The organism is Exiguobacterium sp. 8H (genome assembly GCF_902506255.1).
In the GTDB taxonomy this organism is placed as follows: domain Bacteria; phylum Bacillota; class Bacilli; order Exiguobacteriales; family Exiguobacteriaceae; genus Exiguobacterium; species Exiguobacterium profundum.
In genome coordinates this window covers 1,716,881-1,734,901 of the sequence record NZ_LR733429.1, presented here as the reverse complement: position 1 = coordinate 1,734,901, position 18,021 = coordinate 1,716,881, and the positions used below count along the sequence as shown (strand labels likewise).

Genomic DNA, 18,021 nt, shown 5'->3' with positions numbered 1-18,021 from the left:
TGATGAAAAATTTAAGCATGTCTAAGAAGTTTACAGTATTGATTTCATTATTCGTTGTGACACTCGTCATGATTTCAATGTTAAGCCATGTGTTGATTGGAAGAATGGCTGATGCCGGAGAAAAGATATACGAAGAGAGATTGATTCCGATTCGTGCCATTGGACAGTTGAGAACCGATAATCGTGCAATCGACAGTCACTTGTTAGAACTAATGTTGACGACCGAAAGTGCTCGAAATGAAGAGTTACAAAAAAATATTGAAGAGCGTCGGGAGAGTATGGTTACCGATCTCGAAGTATTTAATGATTCGATTTCGACAGAAGATCCTGAATTAATGAGTCGAATCGAAAAGTTGAATGAGGAGACGAACGCATATTTGGAAAGCATAGACGTCGTATTGCAACCTGCATTACGAAATGAAAATGAATCTGCTTACCGACAATATGGAACAGAATTACGACCAATTCGACTTGCGCTTGTTGAGACAGCGAAAGAAGTTATGGATCAGTTGAATGTGGATGCGGAAACGGCCAGTGATACGATGCGGTCTGATCGAGAGCGTGCTGTGTTTATCTTTTGGGGTCTTGTCATTTTGGGAGCTACGCTTTCAATTGGATTAGGCGTCTACATCACGCGCCTTGTGGTTGGTCCGGTGAAAGAATTGAACGTATTGATGAGTCGTGCCGGTGAAGGGGATTTGACAGTCAATAGCACATACACATCACGCGATGAAATCGGGGCGCTCGCACAGTCATTCAATCAGATGAAAGAAAGTTTACGAGAGTTGATTGGTGGAGTGACTTCGACTGCTGGGCGTGTGGCGACTTCATCGGACGATTTGAAAAATAACGTAGAAGAAACGACAAAAGCGACAGAGATGGTAGCTGTGACGATGGAAGAAATCGCTTCGGGTTCACTCCATCAGTTGAAACGGGTCAAGTCTTCAAATGGTACCCTTTCAGAATTGACGAATGGCATTCACCAAGTCTCTGATCGTGCTCAACAGATGACTGTATTATCGGAAGGGGCATTGGACAAAGTACAATCAGGGAATGAGCTAATCGAAACGCTTGAACATCAGCTTGAAGCGATGAATGAAAAAGTGAAGACGTTGCAACAAGTCATTGAGCAGCTTAATACTCGTTCTCAAGAGATTGGTACAATCAGTGGGACCATTTCAGGAATTGCAGAGCAAACGAACTTACTTGCATTAAATGCAGCAATCGAGGCAGCGCGCGCAGGAGATCAGGGACGTGGGTTTGCAGTCGTTGCTGCAGAAGTACGAAAACTTGCGGAAGAATCAGCCGATGCGACCAAACAAATTTCCTCTCTAATTCATCACACACAGACAGAAACAAAGCATGCCGTAGAGACGATGCATGTCGTAGAAGGTGATATGGGACAGAGTGTGACGAACGTGCGGCAGACAGGTGTTGCGTTTGATGAAATTAAAGTGGCCATTGAAGAAGTCGGGCAACAAATAGAAGAAGTGTCCAGTGCTGTACAAGAAATGGCGGCGGGAGCGACAGAAGTGTTGAACTCTGTGAATGAGATTCAAGGAATTACTGAATCGACTGCCACAGAAACAGAGAACACATCAGCAGCTACTGAAGAACAGATGGCATCAATGGAAGAAATTACGGCAGCCGCTCAAGAATTATCGAATATGGCGGATGAGATGCGAGAGATGACGAATCGATTTACTGTGTAAATGAAAAGAGTCCGAAAATTAGTCGGACTCTTTTTTATTATTTCGTTGTCCTTCGTAGTGCTGAATCCATTCCTCGACAGTCATCTTCTCGACGAGTTCTCCGACCAAGTCAAACGGGATTCGCTTCACGTTATTGAAACGGATACAGCTTTTCCCCATATCAAGTTTCGTCGGGACACGACTCGCATACTCCCGTTCGAACCAAGCGAGTAATTCAGGGTCGGCGTAAATGCCCATGTGATACAGTCCGACATGGCGCTTTTGTGCGATTACACTGATAAACGGTAGTGGCGTCCCCGGTGTGACATGATACCCGGACGGATATCGATCGAGTGGAACGACGTAATGGACACCATGTCCGTCCGTCGTTTTTTCAAATCCGCCAGGTAAATGATCATCGATGACCTCGAGCAGATGAATAAATGAATCGAGCCGTGCCTCGTCGACGAGTGCCGTCACATCCATCATGATTCGCCTCCTCGTAAGATCTTCTCCATTTTCTTTCCTTTTGCCAACTCATCGATGAGTTTGTCCAAATAACGGATCTCACGCATGAGTGGTTCTTCAACGTTCTCGACACGAACCCCACAGACGACACCTTTGATGAGGGCGCGGTCTTCATTCAGACGAGGTGCTGAAGCGAAAAACGTATCAAAATCGACTTGATTGGCTATCTGACGTTCGAGTCCGGTCTCATCGTAACCGGTCAACCATTCGATGATGGTGTCGACTTCTTCCTTCGTCCGTCCTTTGCGTTCGGCTTTGGCGACGTAGAGTGGATAAACGCTCGCGAAACTCGTGGTATAGATTCGGTGACCCATCTTTCATTCATCTCCTTCTTAGCGAAAATTCTTACTTCCATTCTCTCACAAATTACGATACGCTTATATAAAGTATTTTGTTGCATTTGCAACAAAAAGTAGAGGTGTCTAATGATGCATGACCATTTACGAGAGATCGGGATGATTGCGCGTGCCCTCGATTCAATCAGCAACATTGAATTCAAGGCACTCGGTTTAGAAAAAGGGAAGTACTTGTACATCGTTAGGATTTTTGAACACCCAGGTATCATTCAAGAACGGCTAGCAGAGTTGATTAAGGTAGACAGGACGACCGCCGCACGTGCCATCAAGAAACTGGAGCAAGAAGGATGGATTGAGAGGCGACCAGATCTTGATAATCAGAAAATCAGACGTTTATACGTGACGGAGAAAGGAGAGGTATTGTACCCGCTCATCATTCGCGAACACGAATATTCTACATCGGTCGCATTATCAGGATTCGACGAGAAAGAAAGTGAGGAGTTGTTACGCCTTTTGAAAAAAGTACGACGTAATGTTGAAACAGATTGGACCGAAGTGAAGAAAGGCAAGTATCGAGAATACTGAGAGGAGCGAGAACATGATTGAAATCTCAAAAGTGACAGACGTAGAAGCCTTACGTCACATTAGCATCCAGACATTTACGGAGACGTTCGCACGTCACAACACAGAAGAACATTTGAACGCTTACTTAGAAAAAGCGTATGCGCCTGAGCAGTTGCAGCATGAGTTGGCACATCCCGATTCTTATTTTTATTTTGCACATGTAAAAGGTGAGTTGGCAGGCTATTTGAAAGTGAACGTACGCGATGCTCAATCTGAACCGATGGGCGAAGATGCGATTGAAATCGAACGAATCTACGTATTAGAAGCGTTTCAAGGTCAAGGGGGGGGGAAAGCGTTATTTACTCAAGCAACCGAATTGACGAAGGAACTACACAAACGAAAGATGTGGCTCGGCGTATGGGAACACAATGAAAGAGCGATTCAATTTTATCGACGAAACGGGTTCAGACAAACGGGTGTCCACACATTCTTTATGGGAGAGGATGCACAAAACGACCTCATTTTCATGAGGCCGTTCACGGACTAAAGCCATTCTGACAAGTTGTTTAAGTTCGGATAGATGGCATCTGGTTCTATATCAAATGCTTCAAATGGTAAGTCATTCCGATTGATCCAGGCCGCATGGAAGCCAAAGTTTTTCGCCCCGGCGATGTCCCAACCGTTCGACGATAAAAAGAGCACCTCGTCACGACGAAGACCAGACGTTTTGAACCAATTCATGTAGGCGGCAGGCGTCGGTTTAGGTTGTTTGATGCCGTCGACGCTGACAACCTCATCAAAATAATCGGTGAGACCGGCGTTGTGAAGCAATGCCTTAAGCATCTCGTCCGTCCCGTTTGAGAGAATGACGGTCTTCACGTCATACATCTCTTTTAGGACCGATTCGACCTCCTTATACGGGGTGAGGTGCGCATACGATGCAATCAGACGTTGTTCGATTTCCTTTGTGAATGGTACGTCATGCACGGCTAATGCGTAACGGAGTGCGTCCCGGGTCACTGTATCGAAATCTTCATAGCGTCCCATCATGTGCCGCCAAAAGAAATACTCAAGTTGTTTCGTCCGCCACACTTGGCTGATGGCTGCTCCCTTTTCAGGGAACTCTTGTTCACAGGCATCCTTCACCGAATGGACGTCGAATAAGGTGCCGTATACGTCAAAGACGATGGCTTTAATCGTCGGTTTCATAAATAACATCCCTCCTTCTGTGTCGTTATACCCGTCTTGTTCAGAATATAATAGGAGAAAGGGGGTTCGACATGTATATTCCAACTCAATATTCCGTCACAGAACGAGCAGAGATTTACGCATTTCTCCATGCCAATCCGTTCGGCACGATTGTGACGCATGACGGAGATAAGCCGATTGCGACACACGTCCCGTTACGATTCGATGAGGCGAACGGTCAACTGACGACCCATGTCGCAAAAGCGAATCCGCAGTGGCGAACAATTGAAGATCAAACCGTTCTCGTCATCTTTCAAGGACCAAGTGCTTACGTGTCAGCGTCATGGTATGGCCATGAGGACGTCTCGACATGGAACTATCAAGCCATACACGTGTATGGACGTGCGACGATTCTCAATGAAAACGAGTTGGTTGAGGAACTAGCCGGATTACTTCACGATCATGAAGGCGAACGTGAGCATGCGGTGCGTTGGGATGCATTATCCGAACCGGTGAAGCGACAAATGAACGGCGTCGTCGGGTTTCGGATCGACATCACCGATATGCAGGCGACGTTCAAGTTAAGCCAAAACCGAAACGACGTGGACCATGAACGGATCGTATCGGAGCTTGAAAAACAAGATGAACCGATCGCGGACGTCATGCGACAACATCGAAAGTCCTGATAAACCTGTCCTAAAACGACAGGTTTTTTCATTTTTCTATATCGAATAGCAGTTGACACGAAGGAATAGCAAGTCTATACTCATAACTGATAATGATTATCAGTATCGAGAAAATAGAGAAGTTGAAAAAGGAGAAGAAACACGTGAACAAGACAATGAAGAAGTGGTTACATATGTTTATTTTTGCTTCAGCGTTTGCACTCATCTTAGCCGGCTGTGGTTCGGAAGAAGCTGAGAACGCTTCCACGAACGAAGGGACGGAAGAGTCAGCAGAAGGATATCCAATCACAATCGAGCATGCGTTCGGTGAGACTGTCATCGAAGAAAAACCAGAGCGTGTCGCAACGATTTCGTGGGGAAACCATGACGTCGCACTTGCACTCGATGTCGTACCGGTCGGATTCTCAGCTGCGAACTACGGTGTCCAAGATGATAGCGGGATGCTCCCATGGACAGCAGAGAAGTTGACAGCGCTTGGCGAAGAGAACCCGAACATCTATCAAGACACGGACGGATTAGACTTTGAAGCAATCGCAGATTCAAATCCCGATGTCATCTTGGCCGCCTACTCAGGCATCACGCAAGAAGACTATGACACGCTTAGCCAAATCGCACCGGTCGTTGCATATCAAGAAACACCTTGGGTCACCTCATGGCAAGACATGGTTCGTTATGACTCACTCGCAATGGGACTTGGTGAAGAAGGCGAACAGTTAATCAAAGACACGGAGCAGTTGATTACTGACAAAGCGACAGCCGTTCCTGAGATTGCTGGAAAGAAAGCCGCTTTCGTCTCGATGAGCGCAGAAGATCTTTCAAAATTCTATATCTATACAACAGGTGATCCTCGTGGTGCCTTCATCGAAGAACTCGGCATGGAGTACCCACAAAACATTGTCGACGAAGCTGAAAAAGCAAATAGCTTCTATCTCGAGCTCAGCAAAGAGAACGCCGACATTTTGAACGACGTCGACATCTTCGTCACATACGGAAATGAAGACACGTTGAAGGCGCTTCAAGCAGACCCGCTCTACAGTAAAGTACCAGCCATCGAACGCGGATCGGTCGTATTGATTGAAGACAACACGCCACTCGCAGCGGCTGGAACACCGACGCCACTCTCGATTGAATATACGATTGATGAGTACGTTTCACGCGTATCGGATGCCCTTGCGAAAGTAAAATGATGCAAAATCAGGTGAAACAGATGCATACCCCGAAGTACTTCCCGCTCCTGTTAGTTGGGACGCTCGTACTGACGGTGCTATGCATCGTGGCATCCCTTGCCTTCGGCTCTCGAACAGTCGGATGGAATGAACTGCTGGACGGTTTATTCCGTCCGGCTGTTCAGTCGTATGAGGCAGACATTGTCCGGGAGCGGGTCGTCCGGACAATTTTCAGTTTTATGTGTGGCGCAGCACTCGGTGTGGCGGGTGCACTCATGCAGTCGGTGACGCGTAACCCAATCGCTGACCCGAGTATTCTTGGGGTCAACACGGGAGCAGCGCTCGCCGTCGTCATCGGCATCGCATTCTTCAACATCGCGACGGCGAGTGCGTTCATCTGGTTTGCGCTCGTCGGGGCGCTATTGACGGCCATTTTCGTTTTCGGCATCGGTTCACTCGGAAGGGGAGGGGCGACCCCGCTCAAACTCGTCTTGGCGGGAGCGGCGACAAGTGCAGCATTATCGTCGCTCGTCATGGCTCTTATGATTCCACGCTCAAACGTCATGGACCAGTTCCGCTTTTGGCAAGTAGGGAGTGTCGGTGCGGGAAATCTGGATTCGATTTATACATTTTTACCGTTTCTTCTAATCGGTCTCGTGATTGCGGTAGTGACCGCACCTTCCTTGAACGCACTTGCGCTCGGGGAGGAGATGGCGAAGAGTCTTGGTGTTCGGACGAGGACATTGAAGTTGACCGCCTCGTTCGCAGGCGTGATTCTGTGTGGGGCTGCGACTGCACTCGCTGGACCGATTGGGTTTATCGGACTTCTCGCCCCACATTTGATTCGACTCGTGCTCGGTCCTGACCAACGCTACCTCATGCCGATGTCTGCCTTAGCAGGTGCCATCATCTTGACCTTCTCGGATGTCATGGGACGTTTGCTCGGAAGTCCAGGTGAACTTGAGGTCGGGATTGTGACGGCGTTCATCGGGGCACCGATCTTGATTCTATTGACAATGAAAGTGAAAGTAAGAGGACTATGATGCAACCAGCGATTGAACAAATCAGACAAGGTCGCATGAAGCGACGCCGTCGTTATGTCGGGATGACGATTCTTTTGACCATCATAGCGGTAGCATTGAGCGGGTTGATGCTCATGTTGGGCAATACGATTTATCCGGTTCAGGATGTCATCCGCGTCTTGCTCGGGGAAGACGTAAAAGGGGCGACGTTCGCCGTTGAAGTATTGCGTCTACCACGTATGCTCGCTGGTGTCTTTGCCGGTGCAGCATTTGGTGCTGCGGGAACGATTTTCCAAACGATGCTTCGAAATCCGCTTGCCAATCCAAATGTCATCGGGATCACAACGGGGTCCAGTGCGGCGGCTGTCTTCTGTATCGTCGTCCTACAATCGAGTGAAGCGATAATCTCGATCGCTTCGATTATCGGAGGGCTCGTCACCGTGCTGGTCATCTATTTCCTATCCAAAGGGGCGACTTTCTCCATCGGTCGTTTGGTGTTAGTTGGAATTGGGATTCAAGCGATGTTAACAGCCGTCATCAATTATCTATTGCTCATCAGCCGACAAAACGATGTCGCGATGGCGATGCGGTGGTTGACAGGAAGTTTAAATGGGGCGAAACTTGAGGAGTTGCCACCTTTAATCATCACGGTACTCATCTGTTTACCGATTGTACTGTTACTCACCCGTCAGCTTGAAATGCTCGAGCTCGGAGAAATGGCGGCGACAGGGCTTGGCATCAACACGAACCAGACCAGACTTCTACTCATTGTGGCGGCAGTATTCATGCTCGCCCTTGCAACAGCGACAACGGGACCGATTGCGTTTATTGCCTTCTTGGCAGGGCCGATTGCCAAACGGCTCGTCGGAACGAGCCACGCGGGAATCTTGCCGGCAGCGCTTGTCGGAATCATTTTAGTACTAGCGGCCGACCTTGTCGGACAATTCGCCTTCACGGCACGCTATCCGGTCGGTGTCATCACCGGCATCATTGGCGCGCCTTATCTCTTATACTTGTTGATCCGGATGAACCAGAAAGGGGACTTCTAAATGGCATCCATTATGAAAGTGGAACATCTCACCTCAGGATACGAGGACAAGATGATTTTAAACGATATCAGCCTTGAAATTCCGAGCAATCAAATCAGCATCATCATCGGTGCGAACGGTTGCGGGAAGTCGACACTTCTGAAGACGATGGCACGCCTCATCAAACCGACTGCCGGTCAAGTGACGCTTTACGATAAGCCGATTTCGAAAATGGCACCGAAAAAGCTAGCGCGTGTCCTCGGGATGTTGCCGCAGTCCCCGGTAGTACCGGAAGGGATCACGGTCGCCGATCTTGTCGGTCGCGGTCGTTACCCGCATCAATCGTTCTTAAAGGGGTGGACGAAAGCCGATTACGAAGCTGTCGCCGAGGCGATGGAGATGATGAACATCACGGAGTTCGCGGATCGTCCCATCGACGAGTTGTCAGGCGGACAGCGCCAACGCGTCTGGATTGCGATGGCACTGGCTCAACAGACGGACGTGCTCTTTTTAGACGAGCCGACGACGTATCTCGATATCACGTATCAGGTCGAGATTCTCGATTTGTTGACGGACTTGAATCGAAAGTACGGGACGACAATTGTCATGGTGTTGCACGATATCAACTTGTCGGCACGTTATGCGGACTATATCTTCGCGCTCGACAAAGGGAAGTTGATTGCCGAAGGGAAGCCATCGAACGTCATCACGTGTGATTTGATCCATCGTGTCTTCAACCTCCGCTGTTCGGTCATGTGTGACCCGGTATCGGGTTCACCCTCCGTTATTCCGATTGGTCGTCATCACGTGCAGACAGAAACGGAAGAAGCGCCTGTCGCGCAGCTTGAATTGGTATAACTACGTATAGAGAGTCAAGAAGGGGTGAGCGCTCCTTCTTTTTTGTTTATTCATGAAAGCGTTTGTAAAAAGTCATTGACTTCTCTTTGGGGTGGGTGTATGCTAAAAATCCTGCCCAAAATGAGAGGCATGGGGACTGGCATCAGTTCATTCGATATTCGAGAGGAATGACTTAAGATGAACCAACAACAATTAGTCGAGCGCGCACGCCAATTGAAGGACAATGCGTATTCACCATATTCGAAGTTCCGCGTCGGCGCGGCACTTCTCATGAAGGACGGTACGGTCATCGACGGCGTCAACGTCGAGAACGTTTCGTTCGGAGCAACGAACTGTGCAGAGCGTACAGCAATCTTCACAGCAGTCGCTCAAGGATACAAAAAAGGTGACTTCGAAGCGGTTGCCGTGTCTGGGGACACGGAAGACTTTTTGCCACCTTGCAGTATCTGCCGCCAAGTCATGGTCGAGTTCGGCGATCCTGACTTCAAAGTACTTCTCACAAACGGCAACGCCGATGTGAAAGAAGTGACGCTTGGGGAACTCGTTCCGCTCGCGTTCACTGATTTGGATATGTGATATTGAACCCCCTCAGATTCCTGAGGGGTTTTCTTATCCAAAAAAGCGAAAAAATAATCGCGGAATGGCTTGAACAACATAAAGGAGCAGTTCTGAAAAATCGAGGGCTGCAATCCCATACGACCATCCTTCTTCCTCGCGGGAAGTGACTACTTTTCCACGCATAGGTCGTAATCGACCTTTCCATTGAATCGGGAGGGCGGTCGCGCTGTACACATCCGGGTGATTCATGACACGCATATGCAAGCGTGGCTCAGGCGTAATTCCGGAGCGCCCACAGCGCCCAATCAACTGTTTGGTTTTGACCGTATCTCCCACATTCACGGCAATGGAACCATTCTCAAGATAGGCGAGAAGGCAATATTCATCGTTCGCATGTTGAATGATGACGTGATTCCCGAATGGATGATCAGCATCTAGTTCGTCTGACAACCCATCCACGACTTGATGAATCGTCCCGTGTAATGGAGCAATCACTCGTTCCCCAAACGCATACGAGCCGTCCATCCCGATTTTTCTACGATTGTAAGGTTGTTGCTCTTGTGTTTTCAAAAAGTCATAACCATCACGCTTTTTTCGGATTGGATCATGATGATAAGTTCCGAGGGTTGTCCCTTCGGAGACGACGAACCACTCTTCTTTGAATGGGAGATGGTATTTATTCTGAGTAAAAGGATTAGTCTCTTTTGAAGAGGATGAGACAGTCATCTGGATGGATGCGATCTCATTCGCGTGATTGAATTGGACGTACAATAACTTTTCTTTTCGAGAATCCGACCATAATACATACCGATTCCCGTTCAACACCATTTCATTGAGCAGGCGATAGCGCCGAATGCCGTGATGGAAAGCGGACGCCTGCCGATGAAAGGCATCCATGGAATACTGAGATTTGAATGAGTCGCTCGTCTGATGATAAATGTCATCGAACTGACCCGATTTGAATAGTTGGATGAACTGTTTGTACGCGTGACGCATATCTATACCGCCTTTGTTGAGTGTTGGTTATTATACGGACGAAAATTTATAAATGTTTCGTGATCATCACCAAAAATTACATATATCGCTGCATCAAGCGTTCCGCATGCTCCTTCATCATCTCCCGCAATGCGCTTGGCGCTTTGACCTCCACTTCCGCTCCGGCTTTCAATAGCTGCCTCGATAAAAATGACAGCTCTTCTTTCGGGACTTCCCACTCATTCAATTCATCGATATCGGGTAATACATCTTCAAGCAAACGGCGACCGAGTGGGGTGAGGTCGAGTCGAACGGTCACACCGTTTCGTTCATCACTTGTCTGCAATACGCTCATCAAATCCTCGGACTCAAACGGTTCCTCAAGCATGTGGACCGCCTCGATGCGATCAATCCGATATTGCCGAAGCCCCAGTTCGGAGAGCCCGAAGACGTACCATTTCAAATCAAGGAGTGCCATACCGACTGGTGCAACGGTGAACGTGCGTTGCCCGTTCGTCGTCCGATAGGTCATCTTCATCTTGTTTCGACGTTCGACCGCCTGATAGATTTCTTTCGTGAACGGCGCTTTGGGAATTTGTTTGTTCCCGAGCCACAGGATGTTTCGCTCCAATCGACGAATCTTCTCTGCGAGGTCGTGCGGCAACTCGTTCACATACCAGTCGGACAATGTACTTCGTATATCCCCAAATGGCACGTCAGGGATGTGTTCCATCCATTTGAGCGTGAGATAGAGTGCGACGGCTTCTTGTTCGCGGAGATGGAGCGGGGGCAATAAACGATTCGGCAACATCTCATATCCTCCGCCGATTCCAGGTACGCTCCAAATCGGATAACCGAGCTCTTCGAGCGATAGCATGTCCCGTTGAATCGTCCGGATGGAGGCGCCTGTCTCCTGAGCCAGTTCTTCAGCCGTGAAGCGTCGTCCATGATTGAGTAGCCGAATCAATTGTAAATGTCTTTTTCTCATTCGAATCATTCCCGTCATCTTTTGTCGTGTTTATTGATTAAACTGAATGTATCACGAATCAAGGAGGAAAACAGGATGCCGAATGTAGTGTTATATATTGCGATGAGTTTAGACGGAAAGATTGCTCGGTCAAACGACCAACTCGATTGGTTATTTGCTGTTGAGGGGGATGGGGACAACGGCTATGCTGAATTTTTCAAGACCGTTGGTGCTGTCATCATGGGACGGAAGACGTATGAGGAAGTGTTGAAGTTAGAAGAGGGAATGTATCCATACAAAGACATCCCGAACTACATTTTGACACGTCAGGCTAACCGTGAGGCCGAGCATGTCACATTCACGGACGAACCAATCAAAGAACTCATCAATCGGTTAAAGCAAGAAGTTGATCAAGATATTTGGCTCATTGGTGGTGGGGAAGTCATCAAAGCCGCTATGGAACATGACTTGATTGATCGTTATGAGATTGCGATTGCGCCGGTCGTGTTAGGAGAGGGAATCCCTCTTTTCCCAGAAGGTACGAAAGAGACGAAACTTCGACTGACGAGTCACCACGCCTCCGGTCAATTTGTGATGGTGACATATGAACGATAAATGAGCATCGAGTCCACATAAGGGCTCGATTTTTTCATAATAAGGAAAAATATTCATTTTGTAGAATTTTTTACACCTTAGCATGTTAGTTGATGATGGAAATTGGATATATGTAGAGAGTGGAAGTGACATGACAAATGTGAAGGGGACCAACTAATGTTCATGAGTCTAATCGCCAATTCGTGTATTTCTTTTACTGGCATCTATTTCATCTCGAAGATCATGAACTATCATACGAGACATGTGCACATCCAAAAATTCATCATCGGTGTGCTCTCGGGATGTTTCGGGATTTTTCTAATCACGCAAAGTATTGAATTTGAGAATGCGGTAAAAATTGATTTTCGTTTTCTCGTCCTCCTTTTACTCGGGTTTTATCGTTTGGTCTCTCCGTTGTTTATCGCAGCTACAATCATGTCGATTCACCGATTCAGCTACGGTATCGACTTTTACTCGATTGTGGCATGTGTCGCCCTCTTTACGATGGTGATCGGGACGATCCTGACATATCGAATCGTCTGGCTACAGAAGCGGCTTTTCCAATTCGGTCTTACGTTGAACGTGTGGACATGTTTAGTTGCAGCAATGGGGATTCTTGTCGGAGGCGGATTTACGGAACGTGCTCTCGATGTCGCGTTGTTGGTTACAATGATCAGTTTCCCAATCGGATTGTTGATCACCATGCTGAATATTGATCTATATCTCATCCATCACCGTGTGAGAGAGTATAAAGTTTCAGCGGAAACCGACCATTTGACGGGTCTGGCAAACCGTCGAGCATGGGAGATGCAGATGAAAAAGTTCAAAGGACAATATACGACATGTAATGTATTGATTTTAGATATTGACCACTTCAAACAAATCAACGATCAATATGGTCATGCGAACGGCGACGAGGTATTGAAACAATTTGCAGAACTCTTGCACCGAGAAACAAGGAATCAAGACATTAAAGCACGGATCGGTGGAGAAGAATTTGGTCTTTTGATTCCAATGCTTTCTCAGAGTGAGGTGGTCAACGTAGCGGAGCGGATTAGACATAGTATATCGAAACATGAGTTCAAGCTACTCGATCAACAAAAAATTCAGTTATCCGTTTCTATTGGGATTGCGAACGGAAAGAGCGAGAATCTACGTGAGATGATTCGTCTGGCAGATGATTGTTTATATCAGGCGAAAAATAGTGGTAGAAATCGTACACACGTGACGGAAACTATAGTTGGATAAACAAAGCGTGTCGGTCATCCCGATACGCTTTTGGATTGTATAAAAACTGCAGACCATTAAGATGATCTGCAGTCATGGGGTCGCTCGTTCGCTTAAATGCGGTTCCCACACATCGGAAAAGTTGTGAACCGGGTGGGCACCTTCTAAGGTCCGGAATTCATAATCTCGTTCTTTCGCATAGCGGATGATTGTATCAAGTGCTTTCGGTGTCATCGAGTGATCGTGCGCCAAAATGATGGAAGCAATATTCGCCGTACGATTCGCTTCGAGGAGGTCGAATACGCGTTGTTCGACGCGTGCATTGTCTTTCTTATACACATGGTCGAGACTGCTGACGTTCCAATCCCATATTTCAAAACCGGCATCGGTCATCGCCTGCCAGTGTGCGGATGTCATGCCGGCGTCGCTCCCGTAAATCGTCCGGGCCATGTTCGTATGAATGCCTGTCACTTCATAGATAAGTGCTTGTACTTCCTGCATCTGACGTACGGCCGTCAACGGTGTTTCATAAAATTCATCCCGTTCGTGCCGCATCCCGTGTAAGGCAATCAGGTGACCTTCCGCAATCATGCGATGAAGCAGATGCTCATTTCCTTCGATATTCTTCCCGAGGATGAAGAAGGTTGCCTTCACTTGATGTTTCTTCAAGACATCGAGTAGCTTTCCCGTTTTCCAGTTCGGTCCATCATCGAGCGTCAAATAGATAAGACTCGGGTCGTTATAGGCCTTCGGATCCGGGATCGCAGCCTGAGACAAAGACCCAATCAATAGAAAGATCGACATGAGTAAAAGAACGCGTTTCATCATTCAATTCAAAACTCCCTCAAATCAAAACCAAGTGACATGTGATACATACTTTACCATATGTCCGAGACATCGAGACGATAAATTTGTTCGTCAAGTTCTGTCGCGAAAAAGGTGAATTTCAATTTCTTCAATAGCGCGATCGATGCCGTGTTCGTCCCATGCACACCGGCTTTGAACTCTTTCGCTCCTTGACCATTCAAGTGACGAATCAATCCCGACATCACTTCAAATGCATAGCCTTGACGCGCTCGCGTGGGTACGATGGTGTAGCCAATCCAATAGGTCGTACCTTCTTGCTGAATATAGACATCACCAATCAATTCATCCGTCGCTTTGTCAATGATGGCGAGTTGCATGCCGTGTTGAAGCGATTGTTCACCGAGTAGGACGTTTTCATATTCCTCACGGGTGAGCCCTTTGAACGATTGATGCTTCATCCAGTCCAAGTCGTTCCGATAGGTCATGAACGACTCGATGTCTTGTCGTTCGAACGGGCGGATGAGGCAACGTGGTGTCTTGAGTATGATCATCATATCGCTCAAACGACTTTCTTTTCTTTTTTGAATAGACCGACCAATAGAAGCGCAAGACCACTAAAGAAGATCGCAGGGAAAATCAACCACATGATCAATCCGGCCCAACCGTTCTGCACACTGATGGCGTAGGAGAGTCCGATTGAAAAGGCTAAGGCAGGTGATATAGGAATCATAAGAGCGATTCCCCATATTTTCAATTTTGTGTTTCGTGCTTCGCCTGTACTGAACCAATACGCCACGAATGCGCCTAGACCTGCAATGAGATATCCGATTGCGATCGCCATTTGACCAATCCCTTCTCTAATGTTGACAGTTCAACCTCGCACTTACTTTCCATGTATGAAACGAAATCTCCTGTCATGATTCAAAAAACCGAGCCCTTGAAGGACTCGGTTTGACGTCACACATGCTTCCGTTGAAACGCCGAAATGGCTTCATATTCTTCCGACAGATGACGCGACAGGCGAATGTAGATCGGCAAAAGCTCCCGATAGACGTTCGTCGCTTCCATGTCCGGTGTATGCTCGTGGGTCACTTGAGGTACTTCTTGGAACTCCTCGATGTCCCCGAAGGCATATTCCCCGAGCATGACAGCCCCGAGACATGAACTTTCATGACTCTCCGGCACGACGACCGGCGTATCGAAGATGTCTGCCATCATCTGACGCCACAAGCTCGATTGGGCAAAACCACCTGTCGCATGGATGCGGTTCGGGGCGCCCGTCAACTCATCGAGTGCGAGCATGACCGTATAGAGGTTAAAGATGACCCCTTCCAATACAGCGCGGATGAAATGTTCGCGCTTATGGTGAATGCTGAGCCCGAAGAATGAACCGCGAGCGTTCGAATCCCAAAGTGGAGCCCGTTCACCCATCAAATACGGATGGAACAACAGTCCGTCCGCACCCGGTTTGACCGTCTCGGCGATTCGCGTCAACACATCGTACGCGTCGATCCCGAGTCGTTTCGCCGTCTCGACCTCACTTGCTGCGAACTCGTCACGGAGCCAGCGGAGGATGATGCCGCCGTTATTGACTGGTCCACCGATTACCCAATGCTTGTCCGTCAGCGCGTAACAGAAGATGCGACCTTTTGGATCTTCGACCGGTTCCGAGACGACTGTCCGGATGGCGCCACTTGTCCCGATTGTCACGGCGACGACGCCTTGTTCGAAGGCACCGACCCCGAGGTTCGAGAGCACGCCGTCGCTTGCCCCGATGACGAGCGGGAAGTCCCAGCCGAGCGTCTCGGTCACGTCTGGTGTCACATGTAAAATTTCTGTCGTCGGCACGAGTTCAGATAAACGATCTGGTGTCACACCGGCAACCGTCAGTGCTTCCGCATCCCAATCTCGTTGTTTCAAATTGAACAACCCCGTCGCCGAGGCGATGGAGTGGTCGACGACGAAGCGTCCCGTCAACCGATAGAAGACATATTCTTTGATGGAGACGAACTTGTCCGTCCGGGTAAAGACGTCAGGGTACTCCGCTTTCAACCAGCGCAATTTGGACAGCGGTGCCATCGGGTGGACCGGGGTACCGGTACGCATATGGAGGGCGCTCGCATCAAAGTTGCGTTTGATTTCTTGCGTATACGGATTCGCCCGACTGTCGGCCCACGTGATGCTGTTCGTGAGCGGACGTCCTGCCGCATCGAGCGCAATCAAACTATGCATCGCCGAGCTGAACGATGCGAAGCGAATCGGACCGTCCGCTTTGGCACGGACCGCCAAGACGGCTTCAAGCACGGCCCCGTAGATGACGACCGGGTCTTGCTCGGCCGTCTCCGTATCGGGCGTGAGAAGCGGATACAACACGTTATGTACCGCCAGTTGTTGATGACCGTTGAACAGGACAGCTTTCGTACTCGTCGTCCCGATATCGACCCCAATCGTATACACACAATCACTTCCTAACTTAGATGATAAATAGGCTAATCAAGAACACAACGGCGAAGCCGGTGAGTCCGATAATCGTTTCCATAATCGTCCATGACTTGAGCGTGTCTTTCACATCGAGACCGAAGTATCGGTTGACGAGCCAGAAGCCCGAGTCGTTGACGTGTGAGAGGACTGTCGCCCCTGAAGCGATGGCGATGACAATCAAACCGAGTGCCGCACCCGTGATGTTTTGAATTTCGAGTAGCGGTGTGATGAGTCCGGCTGCCGTGACCATCGACACTGTTGCCGATCCTTGGGCGACACGGACGACCGTCGCAATCAAGAAGGCGAGGACGATTGCCGGAAGTGGTGAACCGGCCATCATTTCACCGAGCACGTCACCAACACCTGAGTCAATGAGCACTTGTTTAAACACACCACCGGCCCCTGTGACGAGGATGATAATCCCGGCTGGCTCGAGTGCTTTCGTTGCGATCTCTTGTACTTCGTCACGTGAATATCCACGGCGTGTCCCGAGGAAGACGAATGTGAGGAGCGTCGCAATCGTCAAGGCGACGAATGGATGTCCGAGGAATGTCAAGAAATCCCGGACGGCGTTGCCTTCGTCCAAGAGAACCGCTGAGAGCGTGTTCGCTAAAATCAACACGAGCGGAATCAAGATGAGCGACAAGATCATTTTGAAACTCGGCAGTTCTTTTGATGTGTCAATTTCTTTGAATTCCATGTAATCCGGAATCGTCACATGAATCTTCTTAGCAATATACTTCCCAAAAACAGGACCGGCTAAAATCATGGCTGGAATCCCGGCGATGACACCGAACAAGATGACCCAACCGAGGTCGGCACCGATCAAGTTCGCAACAGCGATTGGACCAGGTGTCGGTGGGATGAAGCTATGCGTGACCGCGAGACCCGCAAGGAGCGGAATCCCATAGTAAAGAAGCGAGCGTCCCGTCTTTTTGGCGAGACCGTATACGATTGGTACGAGAATGATAAAGCCGACATCAAAGAAGACCGGGACAGCGACGATGAACCCGGTAATCCCGAGTGCCCATTGCGCCTTGTCTTCACCGAACTTACTGACGAGTGTTTGGGCGAGGCGTTCTGCGCCGCCAGAGACTTCGAGCATCTTCCCGAACATCGCGCCAAGACCGACGACGACGGCGACGAAGCCGAGCGTTCCGCCCATCCCGTTTTGGATGGAGGCAATGACATCCCCGAGTGGCATGCCAGCTGCGACCCCGACGATTAAACTGACAAGTAATAACGAAACGAATGCATGAAGTTTTGTGCGAATGACCAAAAACAAGAGCAAGAAGATCCCGGCTAAGGCGATCAAAATAAGTGTTGAGCCAGACATTGAGTATTCCCCCTAAATTCCGAATATGTAACCGTTTACAGTTTTTGAC

The 18,021-nt window shown here is 48.6% G+C and carries 21 protein-coding genes; 11 read left to right on the top strand and 10 right to left on the bottom strand.

Annotation, left to right across the window (positions count from 1 at the left end; translation table 11 throughout):
- The first annotated feature begins 2 nt into the window (after positions 1-2).
- Complete coding sequence (locus GVY43_RS08830; RefSeq protein ID WP_159562935.1) at positions 3-1,712, top strand: methyl-accepting chemotaxis protein; 1,710 nt, start codon at positions 3-5, stop codon at positions 1,710-1,712.
- An 18-nt stretch (positions 1,713-1,730) separates the two neighbouring features.
- Here GVY43_RS08830 and GVY43_RS08825 read toward each other — a convergent pair whose 3' ends face one another.
- Together GVY43_RS08825 and GVY43_RS08820 are read right to left on the bottom strand one after the other, a co-directional pair.
- Positions 1,731-2,180 carry a DUF1801 domain-containing protein gene (locus GVY43_RS08825; protein WP_159562934.1) on the bottom strand — a complete coding sequence of 150 codons (450 nt, stop codon included), beginning with the start codon at positions 2,178-2,180 and terminating at the stop codon, positions 1,731-1,733.
- The gene (locus tag GVY43_RS08820; RefSeq protein WP_012727286.1) at positions 2,177-2,533 is read right to left on the bottom strand and encodes a DUF2200 domain-containing protein; all 357 of its coding nucleotides are present in this window, start codon (positions 2,531-2,533) and stop codon (positions 2,177-2,179) included. The genes GVY43_RS08825 and GVY43_RS08820 overlap by 4 nt, the downstream gene beginning before the upstream one ends.
- Before the next feature lie 114 nt (positions 2,534-2,647).
- Here GVY43_RS08820 and GVY43_RS08815 point away from each other — a divergent pair, with 114 nt between their 5' ends.
- Together GVY43_RS08815 and GVY43_RS08810 are read left to right on the top strand one after the other, a co-directional pair.
- On the top strand, positions 2,648-3,100 hold the full coding sequence (locus GVY43_RS08815; RefSeq protein WP_159562933.1) for a MarR family winged helix-turn-helix transcriptional regulator: 453 nt from the start codon (positions 2,648-2,650) through the stop codon (positions 3,098-3,100).
- Positions 3,101-3,113: 13 nt separating this feature from the next.
- Positions 3,114-3,626, top strand: a complete 513-nt coding sequence (locus tag GVY43_RS08810) for a GNAT family N-acetyltransferase (protein WP_159562932.1) — start codon at positions 3,114-3,116, stop codon at positions 3,624-3,626.
- Here GVY43_RS08810 and GVY43_RS08805 read toward each other — a convergent pair.
- A complete protein-coding gene (locus GVY43_RS08805) occupies positions 3,623-4,288 on the bottom strand; it encodes a haloacid dehalogenase type II (protein WP_159562931.1) in 666 nt (221 codons plus the stop codon). The genes GVY43_RS08810 and GVY43_RS08805 overlap by 4 nt on opposite strands.
- Before the next feature lie 71 nt (positions 4,289-4,359).
- Between GVY43_RS08805 and GVY43_RS08800 the strand changes: the two genes are divergently transcribed.
- The 6 genes from GVY43_RS08800 (at position 4,360) to GVY43_RS08775 (ending at position 9,603) form a co-directional block, all read left to right on the top strand.
- On the top strand, positions 4,360-4,953 hold the full coding sequence (locus tag GVY43_RS08800; RefSeq protein ID WP_159562930.1) for an FMN-binding negative transcriptional regulator: 594 nt from the start codon (positions 4,360-4,362) through the stop codon (positions 4,951-4,953).
- A 155-nt stretch (positions 4,954-5,108) separates the two neighbouring features.
- Positions 5,109-6,140, top strand: coding sequence for an iron-siderophore ABC transporter substrate-binding protein (locus tag GVY43_RS08795; protein WP_168169901.1), 1,032 nt, complete (start codon positions 5,109-5,111; stop codon positions 6,138-6,140).
- 20 nt (positions 6,141-6,160) lie between these two features.
- Positions 6,161-7,162: an iron ABC transporter permease gene (locus GVY43_RS08790; protein WP_236548949.1), complete on the top strand. Its 1,002-nt coding sequence runs from the start codon at positions 6,161-6,163 to the stop codon at positions 7,160-7,162.
- Entirely contained in the window at positions 7,159-8,190 is a 1,032-nt protein-coding gene (locus GVY43_RS08785; RefSeq protein WP_159562928.1) for an iron chelate uptake ABC transporter family permease subunit, read from the top strand. The genes GVY43_RS08790 and GVY43_RS08785 overlap by 4 nt, the downstream gene beginning before the upstream one ends.
- The gene (locus GVY43_RS08780) at positions 8,191-9,027 is read left to right on the top strand and encodes an ABC transporter ATP-binding protein (protein WP_159562927.1); all 837 of its coding nucleotides are present in this window, start codon (positions 8,191-8,193) and stop codon (positions 9,025-9,027) included. It abuts the gene before it with no gap.
- Between the two features lie 177 nt (positions 9,028-9,204).
- Entirely contained in the window at positions 9,205-9,603 is a 399-nt protein-coding gene (locus GVY43_RS08775) for a cytidine deaminase (protein WP_074035820.1), read from the top strand.
- Between the two features lie 33 nt (positions 9,604-9,636).
- Here GVY43_RS08775 and GVY43_RS08770 read toward each other — a convergent pair whose 3' ends face one another.
- Entirely contained in the window at positions 9,637-10,581 is a 945-nt protein-coding gene (locus GVY43_RS08770; protein ID WP_159562926.1) for a peptidoglycan DD-metalloendopeptidase family protein, read from the bottom strand.
- Positions 10,582-10,657: 76 nt separating this feature from the next.
- Positions 10,658-11,548: a YafY family protein gene (locus GVY43_RS08765; protein ID WP_159562925.1), complete on the bottom strand. Its 891-nt coding sequence runs from the start codon at positions 11,546-11,548 to the stop codon at positions 10,658-10,660.
- A gap of 75 nt (positions 11,549-11,623) precedes the next feature.
- Here GVY43_RS08765 and GVY43_RS08760 point away from each other — a divergent pair, with 75 nt between their 5' ends.
- Positions 11,624-12,142, top strand: a complete 519-nt coding sequence (locus GVY43_RS08760; RefSeq protein WP_159562924.1) for a dihydrofolate reductase family protein — start codon at positions 11,624-11,626, stop codon at positions 12,140-12,142.
- Between the two features lie 156 nt (positions 12,143-12,298).
- Positions 12,299-13,369 (top strand): diguanylate cyclase, encoded by a 1,071-nt coding sequence (locus tag GVY43_RS08755; RefSeq protein ID WP_159562923.1) that lies wholly within the window; start codon positions 12,299-12,301, stop codon positions 13,367-13,369.
- Between the two features lie 72 nt (positions 13,370-13,441).
- On the opposite strand, the gene GVY43_RS08750 is transcribed toward GVY43_RS08755, so the two are convergent.
- The 5 genes from GVY43_RS08750 to GVY43_RS08730 form a co-directional block, all read right to left on the bottom strand.
- The gene (locus tag GVY43_RS08750; RefSeq protein WP_159562922.1) at positions 13,442-14,176 is read right to left on the bottom strand and encodes a polysaccharide deacetylase family protein; all 735 of its coding nucleotides are present in this window, start codon (positions 14,174-14,176) and stop codon (positions 13,442-13,444) included.
- A 50-nt stretch (positions 14,177-14,226) separates the two neighbouring features.
- Positions 14,227-14,706, bottom strand: a complete 480-nt coding sequence (locus GVY43_RS08745) for a GNAT family N-acetyltransferase (RefSeq protein ID WP_236548948.1) — start codon at positions 14,704-14,706, stop codon at positions 14,227-14,229.
- An 8-nt stretch (positions 14,707-14,714) separates the two neighbouring features.
- A complete protein-coding gene (locus GVY43_RS08740; protein WP_159562920.1) occupies positions 14,715-14,996 on the bottom strand; it encodes a hypothetical protein in 282 nt (93 codons plus the stop codon).
- Positions 14,997-15,112: 116 nt separating this feature from the next.
- Positions 15,113-16,612 carry a gluconokinase gene (gntK, locus tag GVY43_RS08735; RefSeq protein ID WP_159562919.1) on the bottom strand — a complete coding sequence of 500 codons (1,500 nt, stop codon included), beginning with the start codon at positions 16,610-16,612 and terminating at the stop codon, positions 15,113-15,115.
- Positions 16,613-16,628: 16 nt separating this feature from the next.
- Positions 16,629-17,972, bottom strand: a complete 1,344-nt coding sequence (locus tag GVY43_RS08730; protein WP_047794873.1) for a gluconate:H+ symporter — start codon at positions 17,970-17,972, stop codon at positions 16,629-16,631.
- Between the last annotated feature and the right edge of the window lie 49 nt (positions 17,973-18,021).

What these genes read in the sequence shown, in the direction of transcription:
- GVY43_RS08755 (WP_159562923.1), top strand. Translation starts at nt 12,299, where the DNA reads ATGTTCATGAGTCTAATCGCCAATTCGTGTATTTCTTTTACTGGCATC.
- GVY43_RS08825 (WP_159562934.1), bottom strand. Translation starts at nt 2,180, where the DNA reads ATGATGGATGTGACGGCACTCGTCGACGAGGCACGGCTCGATTCATTT.
- GVY43_RS08820 (WP_012727286.1), bottom strand. Translation starts at nt 2,533, where the DNA reads ATGGGTCACCGAATCTATACCACGAGTTTCGCGAGCGTTTATCCACTC.
- GVY43_RS08745 (WP_236548948.1), bottom strand. Translation starts at nt 14,706, where the DNA reads ATGATCATACTCAAGACACCACGTTGCCTCATCCGCCCGTTCGAACGA.
- GVY43_RS08765 (WP_159562925.1), bottom strand. Translation starts at nt 11,548, where the DNA reads ATGAGAAAAAGACATTTACAATTGATTCGGCTACTCAATCATGGACGA.
- GVY43_RS08810 (WP_159562932.1), top strand. Translation starts at nt 3,114, where the DNA reads ATGATTGAAATCTCAAAAGTGACAGACGTAGAAGCCTTACGTCACATT.
- GVY43_RS08780 (WP_159562927.1), top strand. Translation starts at nt 8,191, where the DNA reads ATGGCATCCATTATGAAAGTGGAACATCTCACCTCAGGATACGAGGAC.
- GVY43_RS08770 (WP_159562926.1), bottom strand. Translation starts at nt 10,581, where the DNA reads ATGCGTCACGCGTACAAACAGTTCATCCAACTATTCAAATCGGGTCAG.
- GVY43_RS08805 (WP_159562931.1), bottom strand. Translation starts at nt 4,288, where the DNA reads ATGAAACCGACGATTAAAGCCATCGTCTTTGACGTATACGGCACCTTA.
- GVY43_RS08775 (WP_074035820.1), top strand. Translation starts at nt 9,205, where the DNA reads ATGAACCAACAACAATTAGTCGAGCGCGCACGCCAATTGAAGGACAAT.
- GVY43_RS08815 (WP_159562933.1), top strand. Translation starts at nt 2,648, where the DNA reads ATGCATGACCATTTACGAGAGATCGGGATGATTGCGCGTGCCCTCGAT.
- GVY43_RS08800 (WP_159562930.1), top strand. Translation starts at nt 4,360, where the DNA reads ATGTATATTCCAACTCAATATTCCGTCACAGAACGAGCAGAGATTTAC.
- GVY43_RS08760 (WP_159562924.1), top strand. Translation starts at nt 11,624, where the DNA reads ATGCCGAATGTAGTGTTATATATTGCGATGAGTTTAGACGGAAAGATT.
- GVY43_RS08795 (WP_168169901.1), top strand. Translation starts at nt 5,109, where the DNA reads ATGAAGAAGTGGTTACATATGTTTATTTTTGCTTCAGCGTTTGCACTC.
- GVY43_RS08750 (WP_159562922.1), bottom strand. Translation starts at nt 14,176, where the DNA reads ATGATGAAACGCGTTCTTTTACTCATGTCGATCTTTCTATTGATTGGG.
- GVY43_RS08730 (WP_047794873.1), bottom strand. Translation starts at nt 17,972, where the DNA reads ATGTCTGGCTCAACACTTATTTTGATCGCCTTAGCCGGGATCTTCTTG.
- GVY43_RS08830 (WP_159562935.1), top strand. Translation starts at nt 3, where the DNA reads ATGAAAAATTTAAGCATGTCTAAGAAGTTTACAGTATTGATTTCATTA.
- GVY43_RS08790 (WP_236548949.1), top strand. Translation starts at nt 6,161, where the DNA reads ATGCATACCCCGAAGTACTTCCCGCTCCTGTTAGTTGGGACGCTCGTA.
- GVY43_RS08740 (WP_159562920.1), bottom strand. Translation starts at nt 14,996, where the DNA reads ATGGCGATCGCAATCGGATATCTCATTGCAGGTCTAGGCGCATTCGTG.
- GVY43_RS08785 (WP_159562928.1), top strand. Translation starts at nt 7,159, where the DNA reads ATGATGCAACCAGCGATTGAACAAATCAGACAAGGTCGCATGAAGCGA.